Raw genomic sequence first — 22,565 nt, forward strand, 5'->3', positions numbered from 1 at the left:
GCCGGTAGATGCGCCGCCAGGCGAAGAACAACGCCACCAGCGCCACGCCGATAAAGATGGGGCGATAGGGTTCCAACACCGTCAAGTTGCCGATCCAAGCGCCGCTGAACCCCAAGGCGATCAGAACCAGCGGCCCGAGGCAGCAAGCCGAGGCGAGGATGGCGGCCAGCCCGCCAGTGAAGAGCGCGCCGCGCCCGTTTTGAGGTTCAGACATACGTTTGTCCTTTCGAATCTGAATTGGATAGCTTAAGCTTACTTCCGTAGTTATGTACGGAGTCAAGCGATATGGAAAACAATTTGGAGAACCTGACCATTGGCGTTTTCGCCAGGACGGCCGGGGTCAATGTGGAGACCATCCGGTTCTATCAGCGCAAGGGCTTGCTCCCGGAACCGGACAAGCCTTACGGCAGCATTCGCCGCTATGGCGAGACGGATGTAACGCGGGTGCGCTTCGTGAAATCAGCCCAGCGGTTGGGCTTCAGCCTGGATGAGATCGCCGAGCTGCTGCGGCTGGAGGATGGCACCCATTGCGAGGAAGCCAGCAGCCTGGCCGAGCACAAGCTCAAGGACGTGCGCGAGAGGATGGCTGACCTGGCGCGCATGGAGGCCGTGCTGTCTGATTTGGTGTGCGCCTGCCATGCGCGGAAGGGGAACGTTTCCTGCCCGCTGATTGCGTCACTGCAAGGGAAGAAAGAACCGCGCAGTGCGGACGCGGTGTAGCCCGAGGGAACTACGCCTTAGCGTGCTTTATTTTCCGTTTTCTGAGGCGACTCCAACGTCAGAAAAGACCGTGCGGTCGACTTTTGATATTTCGTGCTGTCGCCTTCTGAAAGTGACAACATGCCTGCGAAGGTCATAGATTTCAGCCTGACAGAAACGGGGTTTGAGGCACAACGGAACAGAAGGAGCACTTAAGCCGCCTTCAACCAAGGAGACATCGTGCAGGGGCACCGTATCGGCTACGTCCGGGTCAGCAGCTTCGACCAGAACCCGGAACGCCAGCTGGAACAGACACAGGTGAGCAAGGTGTTCACCGACAAGGCATCGGGCAAGGACACCCAGCGCCCCCAGCTCGAAGCGCTGCTGAGCTTCGTCCGCGAAGGCGATACAGTGGTGGTGCACAGCATGGACCGGCTGGCCCGCAACCTCGATGACCTGCGTCGCTTGGTACAGAAGCTGACCCAGCGCGGCGTGCGAATCGAGTTCTTGAAGGAGGGGCTGGTATTCACCGGCGAGGACTCGCCGATGGCCAACCTGATGCTGTCGGTAATGGGGGCCTTCGCTGAGTTCGAGCGCGCTCTGATCCGTGAGCGGCAGCGCGAGGGTATCGCCCTAGCCAAGCAGCGCGGCGCGTACCGGGGCCGCAAGAAGGCCCTGTCCGACGAGCAGACTGTTACCCTGCGGCAGCGGGCGGCGGCAGGTGAGCCCAAGGCGCAGCTCGCCCGCGAGTTCAACATCAGCCGCGAAACTCTCTACCAGTACCTCCGCACGGACGACTGACACATGCCGCGTCGCTTGATCCTCTCGGCCACGGAGCGGGACACCCTGCTCGCGCTGCCGGAAAGCCAGGATGACCTGATCCGCTACTACACCTTCAACGATTCCGACCTGTCACTGATCCGCCAGCGGCGCGGCGACGCCAACCGTCTGGGCTTTGCGGTGCAACTCTGCCTGCTGCGCTACCCCGGCTATGCGTTGGGCACTGACAGCGAGCTGCCCGAACCGGTCATCCTGTGGGTGGCCAAGCAAGTCCAGACCGATCCGGCGAGTTGGACGAAGTACGGCGAGCGCGATGTGACCCGTCGCGAGCACGCCCAGGAACTGCGCACCTACCTTCAACTGGCCCCGTTCGGCCTGTCCGACTTCCGCGCCCTGGTGCGCGAGCTGACCGAACTGGCCCAGCAGACCGACAAGGGCTTGCTGCTGGCCGGCCAGGCGCTGGAGAGCCTGCGGCAGAAGCGACGCATCCTGCCGGCGTTGAGCGTGATCGACCGGGCTTGCTCGGAGGCCATTGCACGGGCCAATCGGCGGGTCTACCGCGCCCTGGTCGAACCTCTCACCGACTCGCATCGGGCCAAGCTGGACGAGTTGCTTAAGCTCAAGGCCGGCAGCAGCATCACCTGGTTGACCTGGCTGCGGCAGGCACCGCTGAAACCCAACTCCCGCCACATGCTTGAGCACATCGAACGGCTGAAGACATTTCAGCTGGTGGACTTGCCCGAAGTCCTGGGCCGGCACATCCACCAGAACCGCCTGCTCAAGCTGGCCCGCGAGGGTGGGCAGATGACGCCCAAAGACCTCGGCAAGTTCGAGCCGCAGCGGCGCTATGCGACCCTGGCCGCCGTGGTGCTGGAGAGCACTGCAACCGTGATTGATGAGCTGGTGGATCTGCACGACCGCATCCTAGTCAAGCTGTTCAGCGGCGCGAAGCACAAGCATCAGCAGCAGTTCCAGAAGCAGGGCAAGGCGATCAACGACAAGGTGCGCCTGTACTCCAAGATCGGCCAGGCGCTGCTGGAGGCCAAGGAAGCCGGCAGCGACCCCTATGCCGCCATCGAGGCGGTGATCCCCTGGGACGAGTTCACCGAGAGCGTCAGCGAAGCCGAGCTGCTGGCCCGGCCGGAGGGCTTCGACCACCTGCACCTGGTCGGCGAGAACTTCGCCACCCTGCGCCGCTACACGCCGGCCCTGCTGGAGGTACTGGAGCTGCGCGCCGCCCCGGCCGCACAAGGCGTGCTGGCAGCCGTGCAGACCCTGCGCGAGATGAACGCCGACAACCTGCGCAAGGTGCCGGCCGATGCCCCCACCGCCTTCATCAAGCCGCGCTGGAAGCCGCTGGTGATCACCCCGGAAGGCCTCGACCGGCGCTTCTACGAAATCTGCGCGCTGTCCGAGCTGAAGAACGCCCTGCGCTCCGGCGACATCTGGGTCAAGGGCTCGCGGCAGTTCCGCGACTTCGACGACTACCTGTTGCCGGCCGAGAAGTTCGCCGCGCTCAAGCGGGAACAGGCCCTGCCGCTGGCGATCAACCCGAACAGCGACCAGTACCTGGAGGAGCGCTTGCAGCTGCTGGACGAGCAGTTGGCCACTGTCGCCCGCCTGGCCAAGGACAACGAGCTGCCCGATGCCATCCTCACCGAGTCCGGCCTGAAAATCACCCCGCTGGATGCGGCGGTGCCGGATCGGGCGCAGGCGCTGATCGACCAGACCAGTCAGTTACTGCCGCGCATCAAGATCACCGAACTGCTGATGGACGTGGACGATTGGACGGGCTTCAGCCGCCACTTCACCCACTTGAAGGACGGGGCCGAGGCCAAAGACCGGACGTTGCTGCTGTCCGCGATCCTCGGTGATGCAATCAACCTCGGACTGACCAAGATGGCCGAGTCGAGCCCCGGCCTGACCTACGCCAAGCTGTCCTGGCTACAAGCCTGGCATATCCGCGATGAAACCTATTCGGCGGCCTTGGCCGAGCTGGTCAATCACCAGTACCGCCATGCCTTCGCTGCCCATTGGGGCGACGGCACCACCTCATCCTCCGATGGCCAGCGCTTCCGCGCTGGCGGCCGGGGTGAGAGCACCGGGCACGTCAACCCGAAGTACGGCAGCGAGCCAGGACGGCTGTTCTACACCCACATCTCCGACCAATACGCGCCGTTCAGCACACGCGTGGTGAATGTCGGCGTCCGAGATTCCACCTATGTGCTCGACGGCCTGCTGTATCACGAGTCCGACCTGCGGATCGAGGAGCACTACACCGACACGGCCGGTTTCACCGATCACGTCTTCGCCCTGATGCACCTGCTGGGCTTCCGCTTCGCGCCACGCATCCGCGACCTCGGCGAAACCAAACTGTACGTGCCGCAGGGCGTGCAGGCCTACCCGACGCTGCGCCCGCTGATCGGTGGCACCCTGAACATCAAGCACGTGCGCGCTCATTGGGACGACATCCTGCGCCTGGCCAGCTCGATCAAGCAGGGCACCGTTACCGCCTCGCTGATGCTGCGCAAGCTCGGCAGCTATCCGCGTCAGAACGGCCTGGCTGTCGCCCTGCGCGAACTGGGCCGGATCGAACGCACGCTGTTCATCCTAGACTGGCTGCAAAGTGTTGAGCTGCGCCGCCGCGTGCATGCCGGCCTGAACAAAGGTGAGGCGCGCAACTCGCTGGCCAGGGCGGTGTTCTTCAACCGCCTTGGGGAAATCAGGGATCGGAGCTTCGAGCAGCAGCGCTACCGGGCCAGCGGCCTCAACCTGGTGACGGCGGCTATCGTGCTGTGGAACACGGTGTACCTGGAGCGCGCCACCCAGGGGTTGGTCGAGGCCGGCAAGCCGGTGGACGGCGAGCTGCTGCAATTCCTGTCGCCGCTGGGCTGGGAGCACATCAACCTAACCGGCGATTACGTCTGGCGGCAGAGCCGCAGACTGGAAGACGGGAAGTTTCGGCCCCTACGGATGCCCGGAAAACCTTAGCGTACGATTTTTTCCGAATTCTGCGAGCCCCCCAGCTAGAGTTCACCGCTGCCGAAAATAGGGGCGGTTATCCAGACTTTGTTTTACTGAACGACTTTTCTGCACTGCTTTTCATGCGTTTGGACGGCCTGGGTCAGTGCCTGCCAGGGTTCGACAAAAGGATGGTTTTCCCGAACTAACCAGACGCCACAAGGGTTTGCGGGCAGGCGCTGGGCTTAAGTGCACTTTCTGTTCCGTTGCTCCCCAAACCCCGTTCACTGGCGGCTTGCCGCCTGCACCGCGCTGAAATCACTTCCTTCCCTTCTGGGCTGCTTTTGCTTTGCTCTTCTGCCTGCGCAGGAGCTCCCTGGTGAGCCTTTCGAGCGGAGTGCGGGTCAAGGCCTTGGCGCGGCCTGCAGCCGCGTAGCGGCGAAGCCACGGGGCCTTGATGCGCATGTAGCGACCCCAAGCCTCCGCAAGGGAGGGCAGGGGGCGCTCTTCCCCCTGCGCTCCCGACGCCTCGCGGGCGAGAGCCGCCGGAGGCATGCTCTTGATTTGCTTTTAACGGCCACAGGTGCAGGAGCCGTAGGCTCTTGCCGGGGGTCTGGGGCAAGGAGCCCCAGGATGTTTCCGCCCCGCGGCGTAGCCGCGAAGTGGGCGGGCATAGCTAAGCCCCCAAGCTCCCCGAGTAGGGGAGATGGGGGTTTGGGGGTTGTGAGGGGTTGTTCATCAAGAATCGAGGCGAAGCCGAGCTGGCCGAAGGCCAGGCAATACCTTATGTGCCAGGGCTACGGTGCTTGTGGATACCTCGGAAGTCCCTTTTTATACCCGGAGGGGGAAACTGAAGGGGGTATAAAATTCCATTTATTTCAAAAGCATGCCACTAGGCCCTGGCGCTTGCCTGCTGCACGGTGGGTTGGGTCGCTAATGCGGTCGAAAAGCTAGGCAAAACAGGCTTTCTGATGCTGTGATCAGGCTGGTTGATGGGGTTATCTGGAGCGTAGACGTGCCGAATCCTCCGAGCATGTCGGATTCGATGAAGGGGGGAGAGTTAGCCGCTGCCGGTGGGCTTGTTCGCCATCAAACGGTCTAGGGCGGACTGGACACTTTGGCTGGTGGCCTTGGTTATTGTCTGTGGCTGACTATCTGATGCGCTTGGCTCTGGGGGAGCTATGCCATTCTTGCGAGCTTCCTTAGCCTGCCAGCGCTGGCGTGAAACCTCGCGGCGGTGCAGCTCTAGGGAATGGCGCTCCATCTCAGCCAATCGGCGCTGGCCTAGCTCGCGCAACTCAGCTTCGCGGCGCTTCTTTGCTGCCTTCTGGACTCGTTCGTAGACGTAACGTAATCCGAGATCAGCCCAGAACTGTTTGGTGAAACGGACCAGAACGCGGGTTCTCACCAGGTGAAGCCCGTTCTCGTCAGTCTCTTCGAGGCGTACACGCTCGATGCGCCGATACACATAGCTAGCATCATCCAGGGTGGCCAGCAGACGGCTTAGCACAGGCGCCGATATGCCTGCATCCGCGGCGATGTTGCACTGGGTATTCAGGACGAATCGCCCGTTTTCCGCATCGATGTAACCCAGCACACCGGTTGCTAGATCGAGGCGCACGAGCAGCTGCTCTTCAACTTGCTCGATTGCCTGAAATTTCTCCAGGCGAGTGCGGCGATCGCCATGCACAGTATCAAGGCGACGCAGGTATTTACCGCGCAGAGAGACAATGTTGCCCAGGCGTTCGTGCGCTGCGCGAATCAGCGGGTTCTTGAGTTGTTGCTCAGTGAGCTTCCGAGGGGCAGCACGTTGCAACGGCAGCTTTCTAGCCGTTCTACGGAGCGCGGAATGGGGGTCTGCCGGATCAAGCCGGACGGCTTTTAACTTCGTCGCCATCTCTCACCGCCATGAAGGCGGCAAGCTGATGAACGGATGCTTTTCGACTTGCGAAAGAATCCTGTGATGCTCATAATCAGCTCACCTATCGGTGATCGACTGTCATCCGCCAAGATAAAGAGTCGATCATTATGTCATCCACAAAGCCCCGGTTTGCAGCCGGGGCTTTGTGGTTTCTGGGGTTTATGCGGCCTGGTTGATCTGCACTCGCACTTCCTTGAACCCAATGCGCGCAGCGTCTGCCAGCGCGGCATTCAGGGATTTGTAGACCTTGGGCTCAGTTTTCCGGAAGCCATTAAGTGGCTCCAGGATTCGATCCTGACGCTCGATCAGGATGTTCCATGCACCTTCCGTCATCGGATATGGCGTCACCACAGCGCCACGCAGTGCGCCGTAGGCGAATAGCTGTTTGCAGGCTGCGAGATCCACGTTCATATCCACCTCGTTGATGAGTTACCACCAGCTTAGCCTGCGCGTGAGAATTTATAAAGTTACTCGCGCAGGATGACGCTGCGGGCAGGGTACTCTGATAGCTGAATGAGGGGAACCCCAATAATTTCGGGTGCTTTGCTCGCGCAATTCCGAAAGAAAAACATTCGTCTTTTGAAATGCGCGTGAAGCCGCGCCGTTGCTGGACTTGACCGTTCGTCGGGATTTAACTCAGTAACCCAGCTTCAAGTCTTCTGAGAGGGTGGCCAACTCATTCATGGCCGTGCTGCTGGCCTCGGCCTGCGCCTGCCTATACGCAACCAGGTCGACCACCGGGACGCGCCTGCGACCGTTGGCCATGCGTGAGGCGATCGCACCGTCATCGAGGAGCTGCAGCAGGCGAGGGTGGGGGAGGTTCAGCAGTGCGGCGGCTTCGCGGGTGGCCACCTCGGGGGGAACGCCCTGCAGGTCGACGGCGCGCCCCTTGGCAATCTGATCCAGGGCCTCGGCAAGGGCTGCAAGAGCCTGGGCCGGGATTTCTACCTGCAGGTCATCGAGTTGTACCAGCTGAACGCTGGCCGGGGAGGAGGGTGATTCTTTGCGACGATCCATGTTGTTCTCCTGCAGGCGCAAAAAAGCCGCCCGTGGGCGGCTTCTTGTGATCCTTGCGCTTAGGCGCGGGCGCCGGCCATCCGGCCGACAGGTTCCATTTCCTTGCCCTTGGCCTTGGCGACCTTCAGGAAGCGGAGTTGATTCTCGGACACCCGGCCAGCCAGGCGACGTGCTTCAGCCTCGAACTGCGCGATGGCATCGAGCTTGGCAATCAGCGGTTTTGGTTGGCGCTTGGTGGCGATCATAGACACCTCAGTGTCGATAGGTTTGGGGTTCATCGTATTAGGCATTGACCTGGATGACAAGTCGGCCATCCTCAGAGAAATCAAATCCAAGCTCCTGATACCAAGGGACGACAAGCGGTTCAGGGTCTTGGACCTCGATCTCTGTGCATTTGATCATCCGGGCGTAGTAGTCGATGGCCAACAACGCCAGGGAAGCCACTTCACCCTTCAGTGGATGGGAGCGATCCGGCTTGCCTTCCAGGATGATGATCTTGATGCAGATGCTGCTTTTCCTCGGTGTTGCGTAGCAGAGCCCGCAGAGTTCAGGCCCGTACCACAGCGAGAGATCGAAGCCCTTGCGATCATCGGCCTTCCAGGAAGAAACATCCTCCCACGGGTAAAGCGTAGTTTCTTCGCCCCACAGGTGGGAGGCTTGGATTGCCTCATCGTTGATCGGCTCGAATCTCACCTGGTGCGGATCGATCCCCTCACGCAATAGGTCAGGCTGGTCGCGTAGCAGCTCAGCAGACAGTTTGCGTGCCTGCGAACGGTAGGCCTGATAACGGATGTCGTTTTTATGGGACTTCATGTCGAGACAGTTTCACTGGATCCATAAGCGAAAAAACCGGCGCTAGGCCGGCTTTTCCCCCCTCGAACCAGATGGTCACGCCACGCCGGTCATGAGGGTTAGTTGTTGGGGCGCAGTGTCGCGCATGATCAGTCCTGATGCAATGTTGCCTGCCTGCGCTCTTCCTTCCTGACTTCTTCCTGGAACGCCTCATCGAGGAGGCTCGGCCGCTTCCTCCAGGGCTTCCTGTCTGGCTCTGGCTGAGCCGCGTATGTCACGACTTCCCCGCCGTAAACTTCTTCAAATCGTTGCTTCTGGCGCTCCAGCTCTGCGCGTAACTCGTCTTTGGTCATGCTCTGCCCTGGTGATTCGGATGATCCGACATTGCCACAGGCTGCTGTCGGGTTAATATCTGTATATTTATACAGTTATTCCATGACCCTATGACAGCAATCCTTGGCCGCATTCGTCCCTCTTCTGTCCTCGTCCGTATGGTCGAGGCCCGCGTTAGTGCGGGCTTTCCCAGTCCAGCCGACGACTATGCCGAGACATACCTATCGCTCGATGAGCTGGTCAACGTACGCGCTCCAAGCGTGTACCTGGTGCGCGCCGGCGGCGATAGCCTGAACGGTGTCGGGATCTTCGACGGTGATGTCCTGGTGGTCGATCGCGCCGCGGTGGCGAACAAGGGCGAAGTGGTGATTGCTCTGGTGGACGGGGAGTTTACGGCCAAGCTGCTGAGCTATGACGCAAACGACCGGCCGGTATTGCTGGCCGCCAATCCAGCATATCCCGCGATCATCCTACAGGAGGGTGAGCAGCTGGAGATCTGGGGCGTGGTCACGGACAACCTGCACTCACTGCGCCGGCGGTGATGGCCATGTTCGCCTTGGTCGACTGCAACTTCTATGTGAGCTGCGAGCGCCTGTTCCGCCCTGAGCTGCGGGGCAGGCCGGTGGTGGTGTTGAGCAACAACGATGGCTGTGCGGTGAGCCGAAGCAATGAGGCTAAGGCGCTGGGCGTGAAGATGGGCCAGCCATTCCATGAGTTGCGCGACCTAGTGACCCGGGAAGGCCTGATTGCCTGCAGCAGCAATTACGCGCTCTATGCCGACTTGTCGGGCCGCGTGATGCGGACGCTGCGCACGATGGCACCCAGAGTAGAGGTCTATTCGACGAGGGGTTTCTTGATCTCCAGGGCATGCAAGGCGACCTGGAGCAGTTGGGCCGGGAGATGCGCGCCCGGGTGTTGCGTGAGGTCGGCATTCCGGTCGGTGTGGGCATCGCGCCCACGAAAACCCTGGCGAAGTTGGCCAACTGGGGCGCGAAAAAGTGGCCGGCCACGGGCGGGGTGGTGGATCTTCGCGATCCAGCTCGACAACGCCGATTGCTCGCCCTGGCCGAGGTGGGGGAGGTGTGGGGTATCGGTCGCCGGATCTCGGCCAGGCTGGGCGCGATGGACGTGGCCACCGCGCTGCAGCTGGCCGACTACGACAGCAAGACGCTGCGCCGCATTTTTAACGTCAACATTGAAAGGACTGCACGCGAGCTCGCCGGAGAGCTTTGTTTTGCGCTGGAGGATGGGCCAGAGCCAAAGCAGATGATCGCCTGCACCAGGTCATTCGGTGAGCGGAAACACAGCCTGCAGGAGCTGCAGGAGGCGGTCACGGGGTATGCCGCTCGGGCAGGGGAGAAACTGCGTGGCCAGCGACAGCTTTGCCAGGCTCTGCAGGTGTTCATCCGGTCGAGTCCGTTTGACCAGCGAGGGGAGCCCTATAGCCGCGCTGTGTGCGTGCCGTTGCCGTATCCGTCTGCTGACACCCGCGACCTCGTAGCGGCTGCGCTGGCCGGCCTGCAGGCGATCTACAGGCAGGGTCCGGCCTACGCGAAAGCTGGGGTGGTGCTGATGGATTTCGTTGAACCTGGGCGATTCACCCCGGATCTGTTCGCGCCGGCGCCGAGGCCTGGAAGCGATCGGCTGATGTCGGTAGTCGATGCGATCAATGCAAAGCAGGGCAGGGGGACGATCAGGCCTGCCAGGCTGGCGGCGGATCTGGGTTTCTCGATGAAGCGCGAGCGGTTGAGCCCCAAATTCACCACGTCCTGGAGCGAGCTGCTGCGCGTCAGGTGCTAGATCCAGGATTCAGCGGCTAAGATGCATTTAGCTATGTCCACGAGTACCTTCCAGGTGAAACCGTCTGCAGCATTGAACACTCATCGTGAAGCGATTCGCCGCGTGGTGGAAGCCCATCGCGCCCGAAATCCCCGGGTGTTCGGCTCGGTGCTCGACGGCACCGATAACGATGCAAGCGATCTGGATCTGCTGATTGATCCGACTCCAGAAATAACCCTTTTCGACATTGGCGCGATTCGACACGAATTGCTACAGCTGCTGGGTGTTCCTGTCGATGTGGTGACGCCGAATGCTCTGCCGGATAGCTGGCGGGCCGAAGTGTTGGCAGAGGCAAAGCCGGTTTAGTCATGCGCGGAAAGTCACAGATATGTGATTAGCCGTACATGACGACTGTACTGATCTGATGGGAATTGAGCCATGAGCCATCTTGCTGAAAATATTATGTCTGTTGCCCGGGCGATGCCCGAGGGCAGCATGATGTCGGCTAAGGATTTCCTGAATCTGGGGTCATCAGCCGCGATCAACAACACCCTGTCCAGGCTAGCTCAGGGGGGGAGGCTGCAGCGCGTGAGTCGCGGCGTTTATGTCTGCCCTGTTCAAGGTAGGTTTGGCGTGCGTCCCCCGTCCACTGAGTCTGTGCTTCAGAGCATTGAGGCCCGCTGCGGTGAAATGGTGGTGGCCCACGGTGCTGCAGAAGCGAATGCTTTGGGTCTGACCACGCAGGTGCCGATCCAAGAGGTTTTTCTCACTTCCGGTGCATCCCGAACCCTACACCTTGGCAGTCGTTGCGTAGAGCTCAAGCACGGTAACCGCTGGCAACTGTTGCTCGGTACTCGTCCGGCAGGTCAGGTGATTCGGGCGCTCGCGTGGTTGGGGCCAGATGCCGCGCCGGCAGCGCTGAAGCAACTGCACTCCAGGCTGCTAGGGGCCGAATGGGAGGCTGTATGTGGTGCGCGTGCCGCATTACCCACTTGGTTGGCCCAGTTAATTTCAATGCCTGGGCTCAATCAGGGCGGCGAGTAGGAGGGCATCCTGCAGGGCGTGGTGAGGAGGTTCTTCACCGGCGTAGTCGGCATCGAGGTCGATGCTCAGCAGCCCGGGTTCCGGCTGCACGTTGGTCGGTAGGCCTGCAGGCCCTGCAAGCCACAGCAGCAGGGGCCAGTCATGGTCTGGTGCGTCTGTGATGATCTCCACTGGCCCGAGGGTCTGCAGGAAGTCCAGCAGCTCGGCCCTAGCTTGGTCGGTGGTGCGACCGTGGTTGGCGTGATCAAGGAAGGGGAGAACGGTGTCGGTCACGAATGGCGAGCAGTCCGCCAGCGTCCAGGTGTCGGTCAGTTCGGCATAGAACTCCGGGCCTCCCGGCACGACCAGGGCGAGGCTGATCAATTTGCAGGTATAGCGGTTCAAGCTGGTAAATTCAGTGTCCAGGTAGATTCGCGTGATCATTTCCGAGCTCTCATAACGTGACCAGCAAAGCTGGCTAGATCTGTGTAGTCGCCTCCGCCTACGCGGTCGAGGAGGAAGCCTCGGATGCCGACAGCACGCGGACCGTCGCGGTCGCAGCGAAGCGAGTCCCCAATCATGAGCGTCTCCACCGGCGGAGTGCCCAGCATCTCGCATGTCATTTCGTAGATACCGGGCGACGGCTTGATCACGCCTAGGTCGCAGCTGAATGCATACGCATCCAGCGAGGGGAAATGACGGAGAATCGCGGCACAGTACGGGCTCGCGAGATTCGAGCAGACGCCGACGCGGACGCCCTCGCCCTGGAGCAGGTCGACCGCCGCGAGGCCGTCATCAAACGGCTCAATGCCTTCCACCTCGTCGGCCAACTGCTGCTCCAGGTCGACGAACTGGTCAACTGCGACCTCGATACCGAGGTGAGCGGCCATCTGCGAAAAATCGAGAGGTGACCGCATGATGACTTCGGCGTCGTCCGGGCGTGGACGGCGGCCCTGTGCACGGCCGAGCTGAAGCAACTGGCGATATGGATGCCGGCCGCCCTGGATTTTAAGCAGTGTGCCGAAGACGTCGAAAATAACGGCTCGATCAGTTATCACAACTCACCTCGGCCAACTTCTTGCGTAGCAGCGCTTCGATTCGATCATCGAGACCATCATAAAAAACACACTCGACGAGGCGGTCACGGTACTGGATCAAGAGGAGTCATATTGCGTTCTTGCGTTGCCACTCGCACACCTTGTCCTGTTGTTCTGGCGTGAGATGACTATGTGTCTTCTCCAGCAAACCAAAGACTTGCTGCTTATCAGCATCGCGGGGCATCCAATCATCCAGAACTACAAAATCTGGGGATTCACCTCTAAAAACCGCTGCTAAGACAAGGTCGACTATGGCTCTCGCATGATCCGCAGCAAAGACGACCGCACTTTCATGTTGAATACCCAACTCGTCGAGGACTGCAGTACAGTCATAAACCCCAATATCACCAAGAATCGAGGTTGTATCTGTTGAACAGCCGATGCCGGAAATGAAAGAGCGAGACCGCCTCGCCCGAGGGCGAAAGAACGTCTGCGCCATATGCCAATCCCCGGTTCCGTTGGGCCCCGGCAAGTTGAGCGCAGCCATTCCACTAAGGTATCGCAGTCGCGATGTCGCGGGGACAGGGATCATGCTGTGACCTCCAGCTTATGGGAAAGCTCAGCTGCTACTGCTGGATCGGAAAGCCCATGATCAGGGTCGGTTAGGATCAGGCGATCACGGTCGGCGTCTGCCCAGCCTCGATCATCGTCATCGATCGCGATCCAGCTGGCCGGCGCTGTAAGCCGGGACAGGTACGCCTGGATCTGTTCATAACGGGTCTGCACGTCCCAGGGGATGAAGTCGGGCCAGCCCCGGCCCATCGCGGAGTGCCAGGTGGCGCCGATGACCCGGGTTTGCAGCTCGGCTGGCAGTGCCTTTCGCGCTCGATGAAAACCGATATTTCGCACCCACGAGGTCGAGAGCACGATCCTCACGTCAGGATGGGGCTGAAGCGCTGCCGCGAGTCGATTCGCCCACATAAAAAGCTCGCCCTCGGCGCGCAGCTCTATCTGGCCGCTGTGGCGCAGATAAACGGCGTCCGGGTGGAGTACGCCGTCGAAGTCCAGAAAAAGCAGTCTTTTCATGCGTTTACGCCACGCTCATGGGTCGCCAGCCTCTGGCGCAGCTCATTTTCTATCGAGTCGGTGATTCCATCGTAGAACACGCACTCGATCAGCCGGTCCCGGTGCCGGGTGAACTGCCAGCAGGCGTCATCTAAAGCTAGCCATGGCTCGGCGGCACGGCCTGAGGCCTCCAGCCAATCTAGAATCTCGCCCTCACGCCTGGCAGGTAACCAGCCGTCTACCCGCTCGGCGATGGGAGTCACATCGATGATGCGCTCGCGCAGATCGGCCGGGAAAATTTCGCGCAGCTGATCGAGTGTAAGGTGCTCGCGCCAGAGCGAGCTGATGACCACCTCGACCTGGGGGAAGTCGCGCAGGATCGCGACCAGGCGTGGCAGCGAGCGCAGCCGCTGATCTGGTTGTGGCGGATCAGGATGCAAAACGCCGTCGATGTCGAGGAAGAGGATCACGTCTAAACCTCGATGACCAAATCAGGGCAGAAGCCAGTTTCTTCGCCCGGATACCCTCTCGGGTTGGACACCACACGGGTGCCAGCCACCTCGTAGTCGACGGCTGTGTGCGAATGGCCGTGCACCCACAGCGCCACCTGGTCACCGCACATGAGGTCTTCCCAGCGATTCGCAAAAGCGGCGTCCAGGTGAGTACCTGCATGGGGGTTGTCCTGAAGCGACCGCAAGGTCGGTGCGTGGTGGGTGATCACCACAGTAGACCCGTCAAAAGGCTCGGAAAGTCGGGCGCGCAGCCAGTCTTTCGTCTTCACGGCCTGAGCGATCAGATCAGCGGGCCGGATGCGCCGATAGTTTTCAGCACGGATCTGCCGGAAGTCGTTGAGCGCATTCTGGGCGCTGAACGCCGCGATATGCGGGTTGCCGGTGGCCGCAAAGTCCGTCCACATGATCGCACCGAGAAACCGCACGCCGGCTAAGATCACTTCATCACGATCCAGCACCAGAACGCGATCATCTTGAGCAGCCCTGAGTTTTTCCAGGGTATGGGCCAGGTGGCCACCGTAAAACTCGTGGTTGCCGGGGACGTACAGCACCGGCCCGGAGAAGGATTGCTTGGCCCACTCAACCCCGCGGGCTTTGAGGTCAATGTCTCCGGCCAGAATGACCACATCGCAGTCAAGCGGCTCTGGAGTGAAGGGATCGAACTCGTTGTGCAGGTCGGACAGCAGGTGGATACGCATGATCAGTCCTCGACGTCAGAAATGGCGTTCGACGTTTTTTTCTGAATTGCGATTTGCGATTTAATCTCAGCCAAAACGTCGATGATCCGAGACTGCTCGCGAGGATCATGAGGTGCTGCCGCTGCTGCTGCGGCTTCAGAACGATCAACGAGCGTGAACAGCGCATCAAGGTCGTTGGTGTTCAAATCGAGATTCAACGTGAGACCCATGGTCATTTTGTGGCTCCGTGCAGATGGAGTTGAATTCCGGCCGACTTGCACTTCGCTAGCATCGCGGAATTGTCGTAAAAAAACAGTTCGACTCGATCCCGGACGCTGCTGGGCGCGTCGTCGAAAAGCGCGTTGCGCAGATCGAGGAGAACGGCCTCGGTCGGTGGCCACGGGCTGAATAGCGCCAGGTGCCATCCGCTTGGGTTTTCTCCTCCTGGTGCGACTATGTGACTGGGTACGACAAAAGCCGCGCTCACGGGCACCACCAGGTTGCAGATGGTCATGGTCAGAATCAGAGGGCCGGCCAGGGCATTGCCCGGGGAGTTGCGCAGCTCCGCGAGCTGCGCCTCCAGTGTGGCGATCTGGTGATCGCGCATCCGCTCGGCCAGGCTCTGGATCTCCGAAAGAGTGTCAGACACCAGCCACCTCCAGGACTCGGGTGTGGGCGTGTACATGGCAGCGGGTTCGCAGCCAGCCGGCCGGCTTGCCAGGTTCGCCGTCATGCCAAAGGTGGCCATCGGCGCCGCAGATTTCGCAGACCGCCAAGGAACGATGCTCGATCGGCTGCAGCGCTTTGCGGAGATCAGGAGAACAGGCGTTCGTCAGGACGCGCAGACCGCCTAATTTTTCCTTGATCTGCAGCACCTCGGCATCGGCCGGCAGCACGGCCAGGGCTTCGCGCACGAGTGGCAGCCAGCCGCGGCCGGCAGAGATTGGCGTGAGGAGGCACAGGCGGGCGCCGGGGAGATCGGCGGGGGTGATCTTGTGATCCTGGATTGGAATATTGATCAACATGGTCGTTGCTCTCCGTGATCACTTGATCGACTTGGCTGTACGCTGAACACGCTCGCGGTCTACAGCCGCACGCCATGTTTCCTTCTCGATAACGCCGCGGCGGCGCTCGATGCCCTTCATTGCCCAGATCCCCGAGCGATTGAAGATGTTGTTGATCGCACTCATCTCGTGGAAGTGGGTGAACACAGGCGTCGACTCTGTTGTGTCCAGGTTCGAGATTTTCCCGATGATGGCTTCAGGCGCCTGGATCAACGCAGCAAAGGGGATTTTTCGCCCCATGCTTCTGATCATGGGCAAGGCCTCTACTTCGTGAAGAGCAACCAGCTCTAGGGTCTGCTCGATCAACGTCGCATGCCACGCTCCCAGGTACTTTTGCATGCTCTCGACTGCCTGTTCATCGCTCAGCTCAGGCTGAGGCATAAAGGCGCCATAGGCGATGTGGAAGGGTAGAACCGTCTCATCATAGGGCTCGCCGTGAGCAATGGCGCCCTCCCTCCAGGCAAAGTATTCGCGTGCCGCGATCAGGCGTTTCTGATTGCCGATTTCAGTGATTGCGTACTGCATCTGGTCTTCCTTTCGTGGGTATTAAGGGGGTTGCCGCCCCCTGGTGGGTGTTACATGCGGCGGGGGCCTGGCCGGACTTCGGCTTCATGCTCCGCGGCGTGTTCGGGTTCGGTGGCCTGTGTCGGCGTAGCGGCTGCAGGTGGCTGCTCAGCCTGAACCGGCGTGGCCATGATCTCGGCCGGCTCGGCGGTCATGCCCTGCAGGCGCTGCACGAGTTGGTTGGGGTCTTCGCCGATCTGCAGGCCAATGCGCTCGCGCACGTCCTCGATCTGGGCATCGGGGAAGCGCTCGGCCAGGCGGGCGGTGCGCTTCGCTGTGAGGCTGTCGCCGCCTTGGTCGCGGTCATAGGCCAGCGAAAAGCGGCTGATGTTGTGGCGCTCGGCCAGGGCGATGATTGCTGCCTCGGTTTTAGGGCCGGGCTCGCCAGTGGTGCCGACGAACAGGATCCGCTGACGCTCTTCTGGGGTGGCCAGCTGATAGGTGCTCAGGGTGTCGACACCGCCCTCGCTGAAGCGGATTTCGGTGGGGTTGGCGCAGTCGCGGTTGGCGATGTAGATGCCTTTTTCGGTATCTCGGCTGAAGCCCTTTGCCTGCCTGTTTTCGCCGGTCGCCTTGTCCTTGTAATCGAAGCCTCGATACTCGTAGCCACTAAAATTCCGGTCGGCGTCGTAATGCGGAAAGCAGGCGCTACCGTAGATATTGGTTTTCCACCTGGTCGCGGCCAGAACTTCCGGCGAAATACCACGGGACTCCAGGTAGCTGGCATTTCCGCGACTCATCAGGCCGAACGATCGTTGAGCCTTTTCAGTACCAGCCTCGATTTTTGCCTGACGGTCCAGCGCGTCTGATTTCAACTCGGTCATGGTGCGCTGGGTGCTTTCGGCCAGCTGCTCCTTGGTAACGGTCACACCGACACCATGGAAGTCGGCAACAGCTTGCTTCGCCTCGGCGAAGGATCCGCCAGCCACCTCCATGTGAAGCTTGAAGATGTCACCGTTCTGGGCGCTGTGGCGCTCTTGCCAACGCCAGGTGCTATCAGCTGCACGGTAAATGTCGAACTTCCCGCCGCCGTAGCGATAGACCTGATGCCCCTCGTAGGAGGCCTTTTTGTCCAAGTGCATGCCGAGCTTTTCGGCATAGCCAGGTAGATCCGCCATGATTTTCAGATTGGCGATCAGATCCTTATCGGCCTGCTTGTCGAATCGAGCCATGGGTTTTACTGCTGCAGAATTTCTGCGGCCATCTGCTGGCCGTCGCAACTCTGCAGGTTCTCCTCCATGAACCTGTACATCAGGCGGCAATACACCTTGAGTTCGCCTTTCTCCTCCAGTTGCCAGATTGCTGCTCGGCACCTGGCGCAAGTTGTGGGCGGGGGCTCGCGGTCCAGCCGCGAAAGGGTCCAGCTGATCAGCTCGCGGGATTGCGTGCTCGATGTGCTTGGCGGGGTCGCGCTGGAGACGATCAGCTCCTGGGGCGAGTCGGTAGACGCCGAATCCGCGGGCAGACCGGCCAGAAGACTCTGCATCTCCTCGGTCATCAGCTCGGCCTGGTTGGTTTTCTGTTCCTCGCCGGGAATCGGCGGCAGCAAGTCGCTCATGGTTGGCCTCCTGAGGCACTGGTTTGATGTAGCGATATTTGGTGGTGGTCAGGGCGGGAGTCATGCCCTGGAGGGTTTCGCAGATGTCGCGGCGCTGCTCAGCAGGTACGGACGAGCCGGGATTTTTCCAGGGCTCGACTTCCACACCTGGAGCGGGGTTCTCGGCGGCGACGACAGCAACGCGACGGGCATCGGTCGGCCACGTTTGTTCGTCACTGCGCAGGTCGACTATGGCAGCGCCGAATGCTTTGGCGTGCTCGATCTCAGCCTCTACGGGCGGGATGACAGTGACTGATTGCTCGGGCTTTTCACTCTCAGCCGCGGCAGGCTGCTGAGGTGCGTTCGATAGGGTCGGGAATTCGAACAGCGAAGATGTGTCCGTCACCATGTCGATAACGGAAGTTTCTTGAGCCTTGAGCGGCGCCATTACGCCTGATTGAGCAGTTGCACGGATCGACGCTTGCAGATTTGGCATCAACTCAAGCGCGTTTTCCTTGGGCTTGAATTTCTCGACGTTCTTGACGAATTCAGTCCAGTTAGCTGAGTTCAGGTAAATCTTCGCGCCGTAAATCCCTCTGGTGTAGTTGACGTAAAGCGATTCCAGCGAAATGGGGTCAATCGCGTACGCCCGAGCGACCGTCATGCCCTGTGCCTTGTGCCCGGTCATGCTGTAGGCATACTGCAGTGACTGATATTCACTGGCGTTGATCTTTACGTTTTTTCCGTCATCGCGAATGATCGTGAACTGAATATCCTCAATAACTTCACCATCAATCGCCCTAGTGATCCTCTCGATTCCGGTTACGGTTCCAAGGTCGCCGTTGTAGATCTGCTGACTGTCTGCATCCTTTGCGTTTTTACGCAGAAGCAGGCGCTCGCCAATGGCGACTTGAATAGTGAAGCGTTGGCCAGGCAGAACTTCAGTTTCGATAGAAACACTGCCATCGGCTGAAAGTTGCCCTCTGGCAAAGCGGCCGTCACGGATCTTGTCGTTGAGCGCTCTGACTTGATTGTTGGTGTCCGCAAGAACCAGAACATCCTTCCAGTCCAATTCACGAACAACGTTATCTTCGCCAGGCAGACCGGCCTTCATATCCTCGAAAAGGTCGCCAACTAATTCATCAGCCTCGTTTACTCCATCGGCGAAGACCCTGAGCTGCTCGTCGCGCAGCATGTAATCCAGGGCAAGTTTTGTTTTGCCCTGGTACAGAGCTTGAGCGGTCGGCTTGTACTGTTCGACTTGTCGAGCGATTGTTTCGATTTTGGCGCAGCGATCGCCGACAGCGGTGTGGAGGAGGCCAAAAAGTGCTGCAGTTTCAACCGCTCCATGCTGGTTGCGGTCACCAACACAAATCAGTCGAGCCCCTGCCTGGTGGCAAGCAACAACCAGGTGGTGCATCAAGTAGGTGTCGAGCATGCCGGCTTCATCGCATACGACAATATCGCCGCTATTGATCAGGTGTTCGGGCTTGTAGCGCTGACCAGATGCCTTAGCAGCCATAGCCGCCTGATGCTTGATAAGCAGGGAGTGAACAGTCTGCGTCGCGATACCTGTCGACTTGCCGAGTTCACTATGCTGCTTGTTGCCCGGAGCAACGCCGATAATTCGACGGCCATTATTTTTGAAAATCGCTTTATAAATGCGGAACGCAGGCGCGAGTGACGCTGATTTACCAACACCCGCAGCACCCTTCAAAAAACAGAACTGACCTTTTTGAGTCAGATCGTAGACAGCTTGACGCTGCTCATCTGTCAACTTGAACGGCTTCGCGCCGGGCTTCTGCTTAGACTGTTTCTCCTTCTCGTAGGCATCGATCATGCTGTCTACGAATGCTCGATCCACTGTCCAGCGCGGATCATCCAGCCCAGAGTAAACGGCCTTCAGGCAATCAACTTCGAGACGGATTAACCCCTTTGTGGTGTAACGCTTGGGCGGGGTGCGTCCTTCATCATCAGGTTCCTGGGGGATCTCGATGATTCCCAGTTGCTTGAAAATGGCGCTTTTTGTAGCGGCGATATCATCAAAACCTCCACGGCCAATAGTCAGGCTCGCAGCAGCAGCGTCTATCGCGAATTCATCGATGACGGTATTGCCTCGAAAAATCAGGCGACGGACCTGATTGAGCGTCGGCCCTTTCAACTCTTCTGCGGTTGATGCCTTCAGCTCAATTGGAGGGATGGTCGAACGCCAGTGATTGTCTAGGCCTTCGCCTAGCACCACAGCCTTGCCATCGCGTGTACGAAGCGCGATGGCTTGCACTGCGCCTTGGCCAGACGTGGCCAAGTTCTGCTTCTCTTCCTGGATCTGTCCGCGCCGCTTTGATTTTTCTACGACGATATCTTTTGGAACCGAAGACTCGTTAAGGCGCAGGCCATGGCCGGTGTAATCAACCACCATCGCAGAGGCCAACTCGGGAAGCCTTTTCTGAAGGCGCTGATAAAATGCGATATCGACGACTGCGCCGAACTCTCGCTGGCTTTTATAAAGCCAGCCAGCATGAATGCTCAGATACTTCCCGTCCTTCGTTCTAACGAAGTTCGGCCGTTCGAGGTGTACGTGAAGTTGCGGATCAGGGTATTCCTCTCCCTGGACTCGGCGCGCTGTACAGTGGGCGTAGGTCAACGTAACGCACTCGCCTTCCACAGACTCAGCGCCCTGTGCACCTTCCTTACCTCGAATGCGGCCAACTTTATGTTCGCGGTCGATAGCGTCGTTGACCGCTCCCATCATGCATTCCTGGATCACCTTGCGCGTCTGATCGTCGGCCTGTGCCCAGTAAACACTGATCGATTTCTGCAGGCTGACACAGGAGGAAAATCCGAGGACTGGATCCTTGGCTGACTTCTCCTTGGCATCTTTTACCAGCTGATCAAGGTCACTAGCGTCGAGCTTCTTTTTCGCTGAAGGGTTCGATTTCCGCTCTTCAGCCTCCTGGATGGCCTTGTCGATTTGCTTGAGTCGGCGATCGCTCAAAAAGGCCTCGCCAGTACGTGGATTAACGCCACGAAAAAGAGCCAGGTAATCGCCATCTTGAGGGTGTTCACCCAAGCCAAGCTTCGATGCCAGCGGGCCAACGATCCCTGACGCCAGAGTGTCGTTACCGCTTTTGTGGTAGTAGTCCTCGCGCCCGGTGCCTTGCTCACCTTCGACTTGGCTGAGAATTTTTGCGATCTCAGCATCGACTTTCGCCATCTCGGCAGCCATGACCTGATCTGTCAGGCCACGATCTGCCCCCAAGGCAATGCGCTCCTCGCGCAGAGCCCGGAGCTCCTTCAGTTTCTTCTCAAAGTACGAAGCCTTTGCTGCGAAGTTTCCTGCCGTCGTTTTTTGGTTCGAGATGCCGTAGTGGCTCATAGCTGAGGCTCCGCTCGCTGAGCCTCGGTGATCAGGCGATCAAGGACGGTCGGCACGATCCGGTCCACGATCGGATCCACCAACCCCTGGAAGAGCTCAGGACGCCGCTCCGCGTAAGAAGCCAAAACCTGAAGCGCCATTTCTGGAAGAGCGGAGCCCAGAAGGGAAGAAACGGACTGGGTAATAGCTCCTGCCATCGAAGCAACGACCGGACCGTCGAGGAGAACAGGAAGCGGCCTGGACGGGTCTGCAAGGTATTCCCGCGCTTCCAGGAAGCCCGCCAGTTGCTCATCTGAGCGAGCGCTCAGGAGTGCGTCGAGAACGCGACCCTGGGCTATGCCGAGGCGCGCCGACAGGCGCTCAAGGCGTACGGCCGCGATTTCATCTAGGTATTGGGTAGAGGACTTCGCCCCTGCCTTCTTCCTCGCCATTTTCCATTTCCCTTCTGAGAACGCTTTCAGGTAGCCGGCTTTAGCCGGCGTACCTTGCTCTTGCTTTATTGGCTTTTCCGGCCGAAACCACGCGGAGCGTGGGCTTTGGCCGGCACGCGCCACCCGAAGGGTGGAGATGTGTTAACGATTCTGCTCTTTCACAACCCAACTATAACGCATGGATCAACCATCGCAAGCTTATTTGCTAACTTTCGTTGACTTTATAGAAACGCAAGAATAGATTTAGCTCAAGACAAACGAATCACGGTTGAAACGCAGTGGAATCGAAACCTTCTTGTAGAATCTTTATGCCATCTATCAAGAAAGACACCCTGAGGAGGGTTCCATGCGTAAAGAGCCGGATCACGACAAACAAAACGCTCACGATGCCATCGAGGCAATGGAGCTACGGGAGAGAGAAGTGGCTGACCGACTGAAGGCATTGATCGCCAAAAAGCGGGCCGACGCGCTTGAGGGAGAGCACCCTCGCACTCGGGGTCACGCGACGAGGGTTTTGCGCCCACGCATGGACGATCTGCGGGACATGATGATCCTGGGGATGAGCTTGGCTGAGATGACGAAAACCTTGGCCGAGGCGGGAGTGATGGTCAGCTACCAGAGCCTGCGGACATTCCTGATCAAACACATGCCCGCCGACTACCGCGAGTTCATGGCCATCGGCCCAGGCAAGGCAATGCCAGCTGAGTTGAGCCAAGCGGAGCAGGAAAGTGTTGATCTCTTTCTTTCAGGATCAGGCACACAAAGAGATCAAGAGGACGAACGAAACCCAATTGGAGTAGGCAATCGGAAGGAAGAAGCACCTATTAAAGAGACGAAGCCGGCGGCAACCGGCGAACAGCAACTACCTACGTCTCAAAACCCTCGAATCGATCCAGCCGCCATCGGGTTGAGCTCGGAGGAACGAAAGGCGATGGCCGACGAAGAGGCCCGCCGAATCGAAGAGACGTACAACAAACCCCATAAGCCTAAAAATTAG

Annotated in this window: 26 protein-coding genes and 1 pseudogene; 8 read left to right on the forward strand and 19 right to left on the reverse strand. The window is 59.5% G+C overall.

Going from position 1 to position 22,565, the window contains the following annotated elements:
• On the reverse strand, window positions 1-214 hold a 214-nt coding region (locus tag DBO86_RS20135), incomplete at its 3' end, for a mercuric ion transporter MerT (protein ID WP_244185581.1).
• A 71-nt stretch (window positions 215-285) separates the two neighbouring features.
• Here DBO86_RS20135 and merR point away from each other — a divergent pair.
• The 3 genes from merR to DBO86_RS20155 all read left to right on the forward strand — a co-directional run bounded on the left by merR (window position 286) and on the right by DBO86_RS20155 (window position 4,470).
• Window positions 286-720 carry an Hg(II)-responsive transcriptional regulator gene (merR, locus tag DBO86_RS20140; RefSeq protein ID WP_000429838.1) on the forward strand — a complete coding sequence of 145 codons (435 nt, stop codon included), beginning with the start codon at window positions 286-288 and terminating at the stop codon, window positions 718-720.
• A 219-nt stretch (window positions 721-939) separates the two neighbouring features.
• A complete protein-coding gene (locus DBO86_RS20150; protein ID WP_033958617.1) occupies window positions 940-1,500 on the forward strand; it encodes a recombinase family protein in 561 nt (186 codons plus the stop codon).
• 3 nt (window positions 1,501-1,503) lie between these two features.
• Window positions 1,504-4,470: a Tn3-like element TnAs1 family transposase gene (locus DBO86_RS20155; protein ID WP_055985749.1), complete on the forward strand. Its 2,967-nt coding sequence runs from the start codon at window positions 1,504-1,506 to the stop codon at window positions 4,468-4,470.
• Between the two features lie 1,030 nt (window positions 4,471-5,500).
• On the opposite strand, the gene DBO86_RS20165 is transcribed toward DBO86_RS20155, so the two are convergent.
• From DBO86_RS20165 to DBO86_RS20190, 6 genes are all read right to left on the reverse strand, one after another.
• Window positions 5,501-6,262: a hypothetical protein gene (locus tag DBO86_RS20165; RefSeq protein ID WP_108234682.1), complete on the reverse strand. Its 762-nt coding sequence runs from the start codon at window positions 6,260-6,262 to the stop codon at window positions 5,501-5,503.
• A gap of 258 nt (window positions 6,263-6,520) precedes the next feature.
• Window positions 6,521-6,772 carry a plasmid replication protein RepB gene (locus DBO86_RS20170; RefSeq protein ID WP_108234648.1) on the reverse strand — a complete coding sequence of 84 codons (252 nt, stop codon included), beginning with the start codon at window positions 6,770-6,772 and terminating at the stop codon, window positions 6,521-6,523.
• 225 nt (window positions 6,773-6,997) lie between these two features.
• A complete protein-coding gene (locus tag DBO86_RS20175) occupies window positions 6,998-7,378 on the reverse strand; it encodes a helix-turn-helix domain-containing protein (protein WP_108234649.1) in 381 nt (126 codons plus the stop codon).
• 59 nt (window positions 7,379-7,437) lie between these two features.
• Complete coding sequence (locus DBO86_RS20180; protein ID WP_108234650.1) at window positions 7,438-7,623, reverse strand: hypothetical protein; 186 nt, start codon at window positions 7,621-7,623, stop codon at window positions 7,438-7,440.
• 37 nt (window positions 7,624-7,660) lie between these two features.
• Window positions 7,661-8,191, reverse strand: coding sequence for an N-acetyltransferase (locus DBO86_RS20185; RefSeq protein WP_108234651.1), 531 nt, complete (start codon window positions 8,189-8,191; stop codon window positions 7,661-7,663).
• A 128-nt stretch (window positions 8,192-8,319) separates the two neighbouring features.
• Window positions 8,320-8,523 (reverse strand): hypothetical protein, encoded by a 204-nt coding sequence (locus DBO86_RS20190; RefSeq protein WP_108234652.1) that lies wholly within the window; start codon window positions 8,521-8,523, stop codon window positions 8,320-8,322.
• Window positions 8,524-8,613: 90 nt separating this feature from the next.
• Between DBO86_RS20190 and DBO86_RS20195 the strand changes: the two genes are divergently transcribed.
• The 4 genes and pseudogenes from DBO86_RS20195 to DBO86_RS20210 all read left to right on the forward strand — a co-directional run bounded on the left by DBO86_RS20195 (window position 8,614) and on the right by DBO86_RS20210 (window position 11,326).
• A complete protein-coding gene (locus DBO86_RS20195) occupies window positions 8,614-9,045 on the forward strand; it encodes a LexA family protein (RefSeq protein WP_108234653.1) in 432 nt (143 codons plus the stop codon).
• Window positions 9,045-10,303 (forward strand): annotated as a pseudogene (gene umuC, locus DBO86_RS20200) (translesion error-prone DNA polymerase V subunit UmuC). Before DBO86_RS20195 ends, umuC begins: the two are co-directional and overlap by 1 nt.
• A gap of 33 nt (window positions 10,304-10,336) precedes the next feature.
• Entirely contained in the window at window positions 10,337-10,648 is a 312-nt protein-coding gene (locus DBO86_RS20205; protein WP_425266814.1) for a nucleotidyltransferase family protein, read from the forward strand.
• 72 nt (window positions 10,649-10,720) lie between these two features.
• Window positions 10,721-11,326, forward strand: coding sequence for a DUF6088 family protein (locus tag DBO86_RS20210; protein WP_108234654.1), 606 nt, complete (start codon window positions 10,721-10,723; stop codon window positions 11,324-11,326).
• Here DBO86_RS20210 and DBO86_RS20215 read toward each other — a convergent pair.
• From DBO86_RS20215 to DBO86_RS20270, 12 genes are all read right to left on the reverse strand, one after another.
• A complete protein-coding gene (locus tag DBO86_RS20215) occupies window positions 11,294-11,749 on the reverse strand; it encodes a 3'-5' exoribonuclease (RefSeq protein WP_108234655.1) in 456 nt (151 codons plus the stop codon). The genes DBO86_RS20210 and DBO86_RS20215 overlap by 33 nt on opposite strands.
• Entirely contained in the window at window positions 11,746-12,363 is a 618-nt protein-coding gene (locus tag DBO86_RS20220; RefSeq protein ID WP_244185582.1) for an HAD family hydrolase, read from the reverse strand. Before DBO86_RS20220 ends, DBO86_RS20215 begins: the two co-directional genes overlap by 4 nt.
• Window positions 12,364-12,469: 106 nt before the next feature.
• The gene (locus DBO86_RS20225) at window positions 12,470-12,841 is read right to left on the reverse strand and encodes a hypothetical protein (protein WP_208630505.1); all 372 of its coding nucleotides are present in this window, start codon (window positions 12,839-12,841) and stop codon (window positions 12,470-12,472) included.
• Window positions 12,842-12,930: 89 nt separating this feature from the next.
• The gene (locus DBO86_RS20230) at window positions 12,931-13,428 is read right to left on the reverse strand and encodes an HAD domain-containing protein (protein WP_167399146.1); all 498 of its coding nucleotides are present in this window, start codon (window positions 13,426-13,428) and stop codon (window positions 12,931-12,933) included.
• Window positions 13,425-13,877: an HAD domain-containing protein gene (locus tag DBO86_RS20235; RefSeq protein ID WP_167399147.1), complete on the reverse strand. Its 453-nt coding sequence runs from the start codon at window positions 13,875-13,877 to the stop codon at window positions 13,425-13,427. Before DBO86_RS20235 ends, DBO86_RS20230 begins: the two co-directional genes overlap by 4 nt.
• A 2-nt stretch (window positions 13,878-13,879) precedes the next feature.
• Window positions 13,880-14,617: a metallophosphoesterase gene (locus tag DBO86_RS20240; protein WP_108234657.1), complete on the reverse strand. Its 738-nt coding sequence runs from the start codon at window positions 14,615-14,617 to the stop codon at window positions 13,880-13,882.
• 2 nt (window positions 14,618-14,619) lie between these two features.
• Window positions 14,620-14,832: a hypothetical protein gene (locus DBO86_RS20245; RefSeq protein ID WP_108234658.1), complete on the reverse strand. Its 213-nt coding sequence runs from the start codon at window positions 14,830-14,832 to the stop codon at window positions 14,620-14,622.
• Complete coding sequence (locus tag DBO86_RS20250; RefSeq protein WP_084341645.1) at window positions 14,829-15,245, reverse strand: hypothetical protein; 417 nt, start codon at window positions 15,243-15,245, stop codon at window positions 14,829-14,831. The genes DBO86_RS20245 and DBO86_RS20250 overlap by 4 nt, the downstream gene beginning before the upstream one ends.
• Complete coding sequence (locus tag DBO86_RS20255; RefSeq protein WP_108234659.1) at window positions 15,238-15,621, reverse strand: hypothetical protein; 384 nt, start codon at window positions 15,619-15,621, stop codon at window positions 15,238-15,240. Before DBO86_RS20255 ends, DBO86_RS20250 begins: the two co-directional genes overlap by 8 nt.
• Before the next feature lie 18 nt (window positions 15,622-15,639).
• Window positions 15,640-16,185: a hypothetical protein gene (locus tag DBO86_RS20260; protein ID WP_042920799.1), complete on the reverse strand. Its 546-nt coding sequence runs from the start codon at window positions 16,183-16,185 to the stop codon at window positions 15,640-15,642.
• A gap of 50 nt (window positions 16,186-16,235) precedes the next feature.
• Complete coding sequence (locus DBO86_RS20265; protein ID WP_108234660.1) at window positions 16,236-21,137, reverse strand: AAA family ATPase; 4,902 nt, start codon at window positions 21,135-21,137, stop codon at window positions 16,236-16,238.
• On the reverse strand, window positions 21,134-21,568 hold the full coding sequence (locus tag DBO86_RS20270; protein ID WP_108234661.1) for a hypothetical protein: 435 nt from the start codon (window positions 21,566-21,568) through the stop codon (window positions 21,134-21,136). Before DBO86_RS20270 ends, DBO86_RS20265 begins: the two co-directional genes overlap by 4 nt.
• A 346-nt stretch (window positions 21,569-21,914) precedes the next feature.
• Between DBO86_RS20270 and DBO86_RS20275 the strand changes: the two genes are divergently transcribed.
• Window positions 21,915-22,565 (forward strand): hypothetical protein, encoded by a 651-nt coding sequence (locus DBO86_RS20275; RefSeq protein ID WP_108234662.1) that lies wholly within the window; start codon window positions 21,915-21,917, stop codon window positions 22,563-22,565.

It is taken from the genome of Ectopseudomonas oleovorans, assembly GCF_003052605.1.
GTDB lineage: Bacteria > Pseudomonadota > Gammaproteobacteria > Pseudomonadales > Pseudomonadaceae > Aquipseudomonas > Aquipseudomonas oleovorans_A.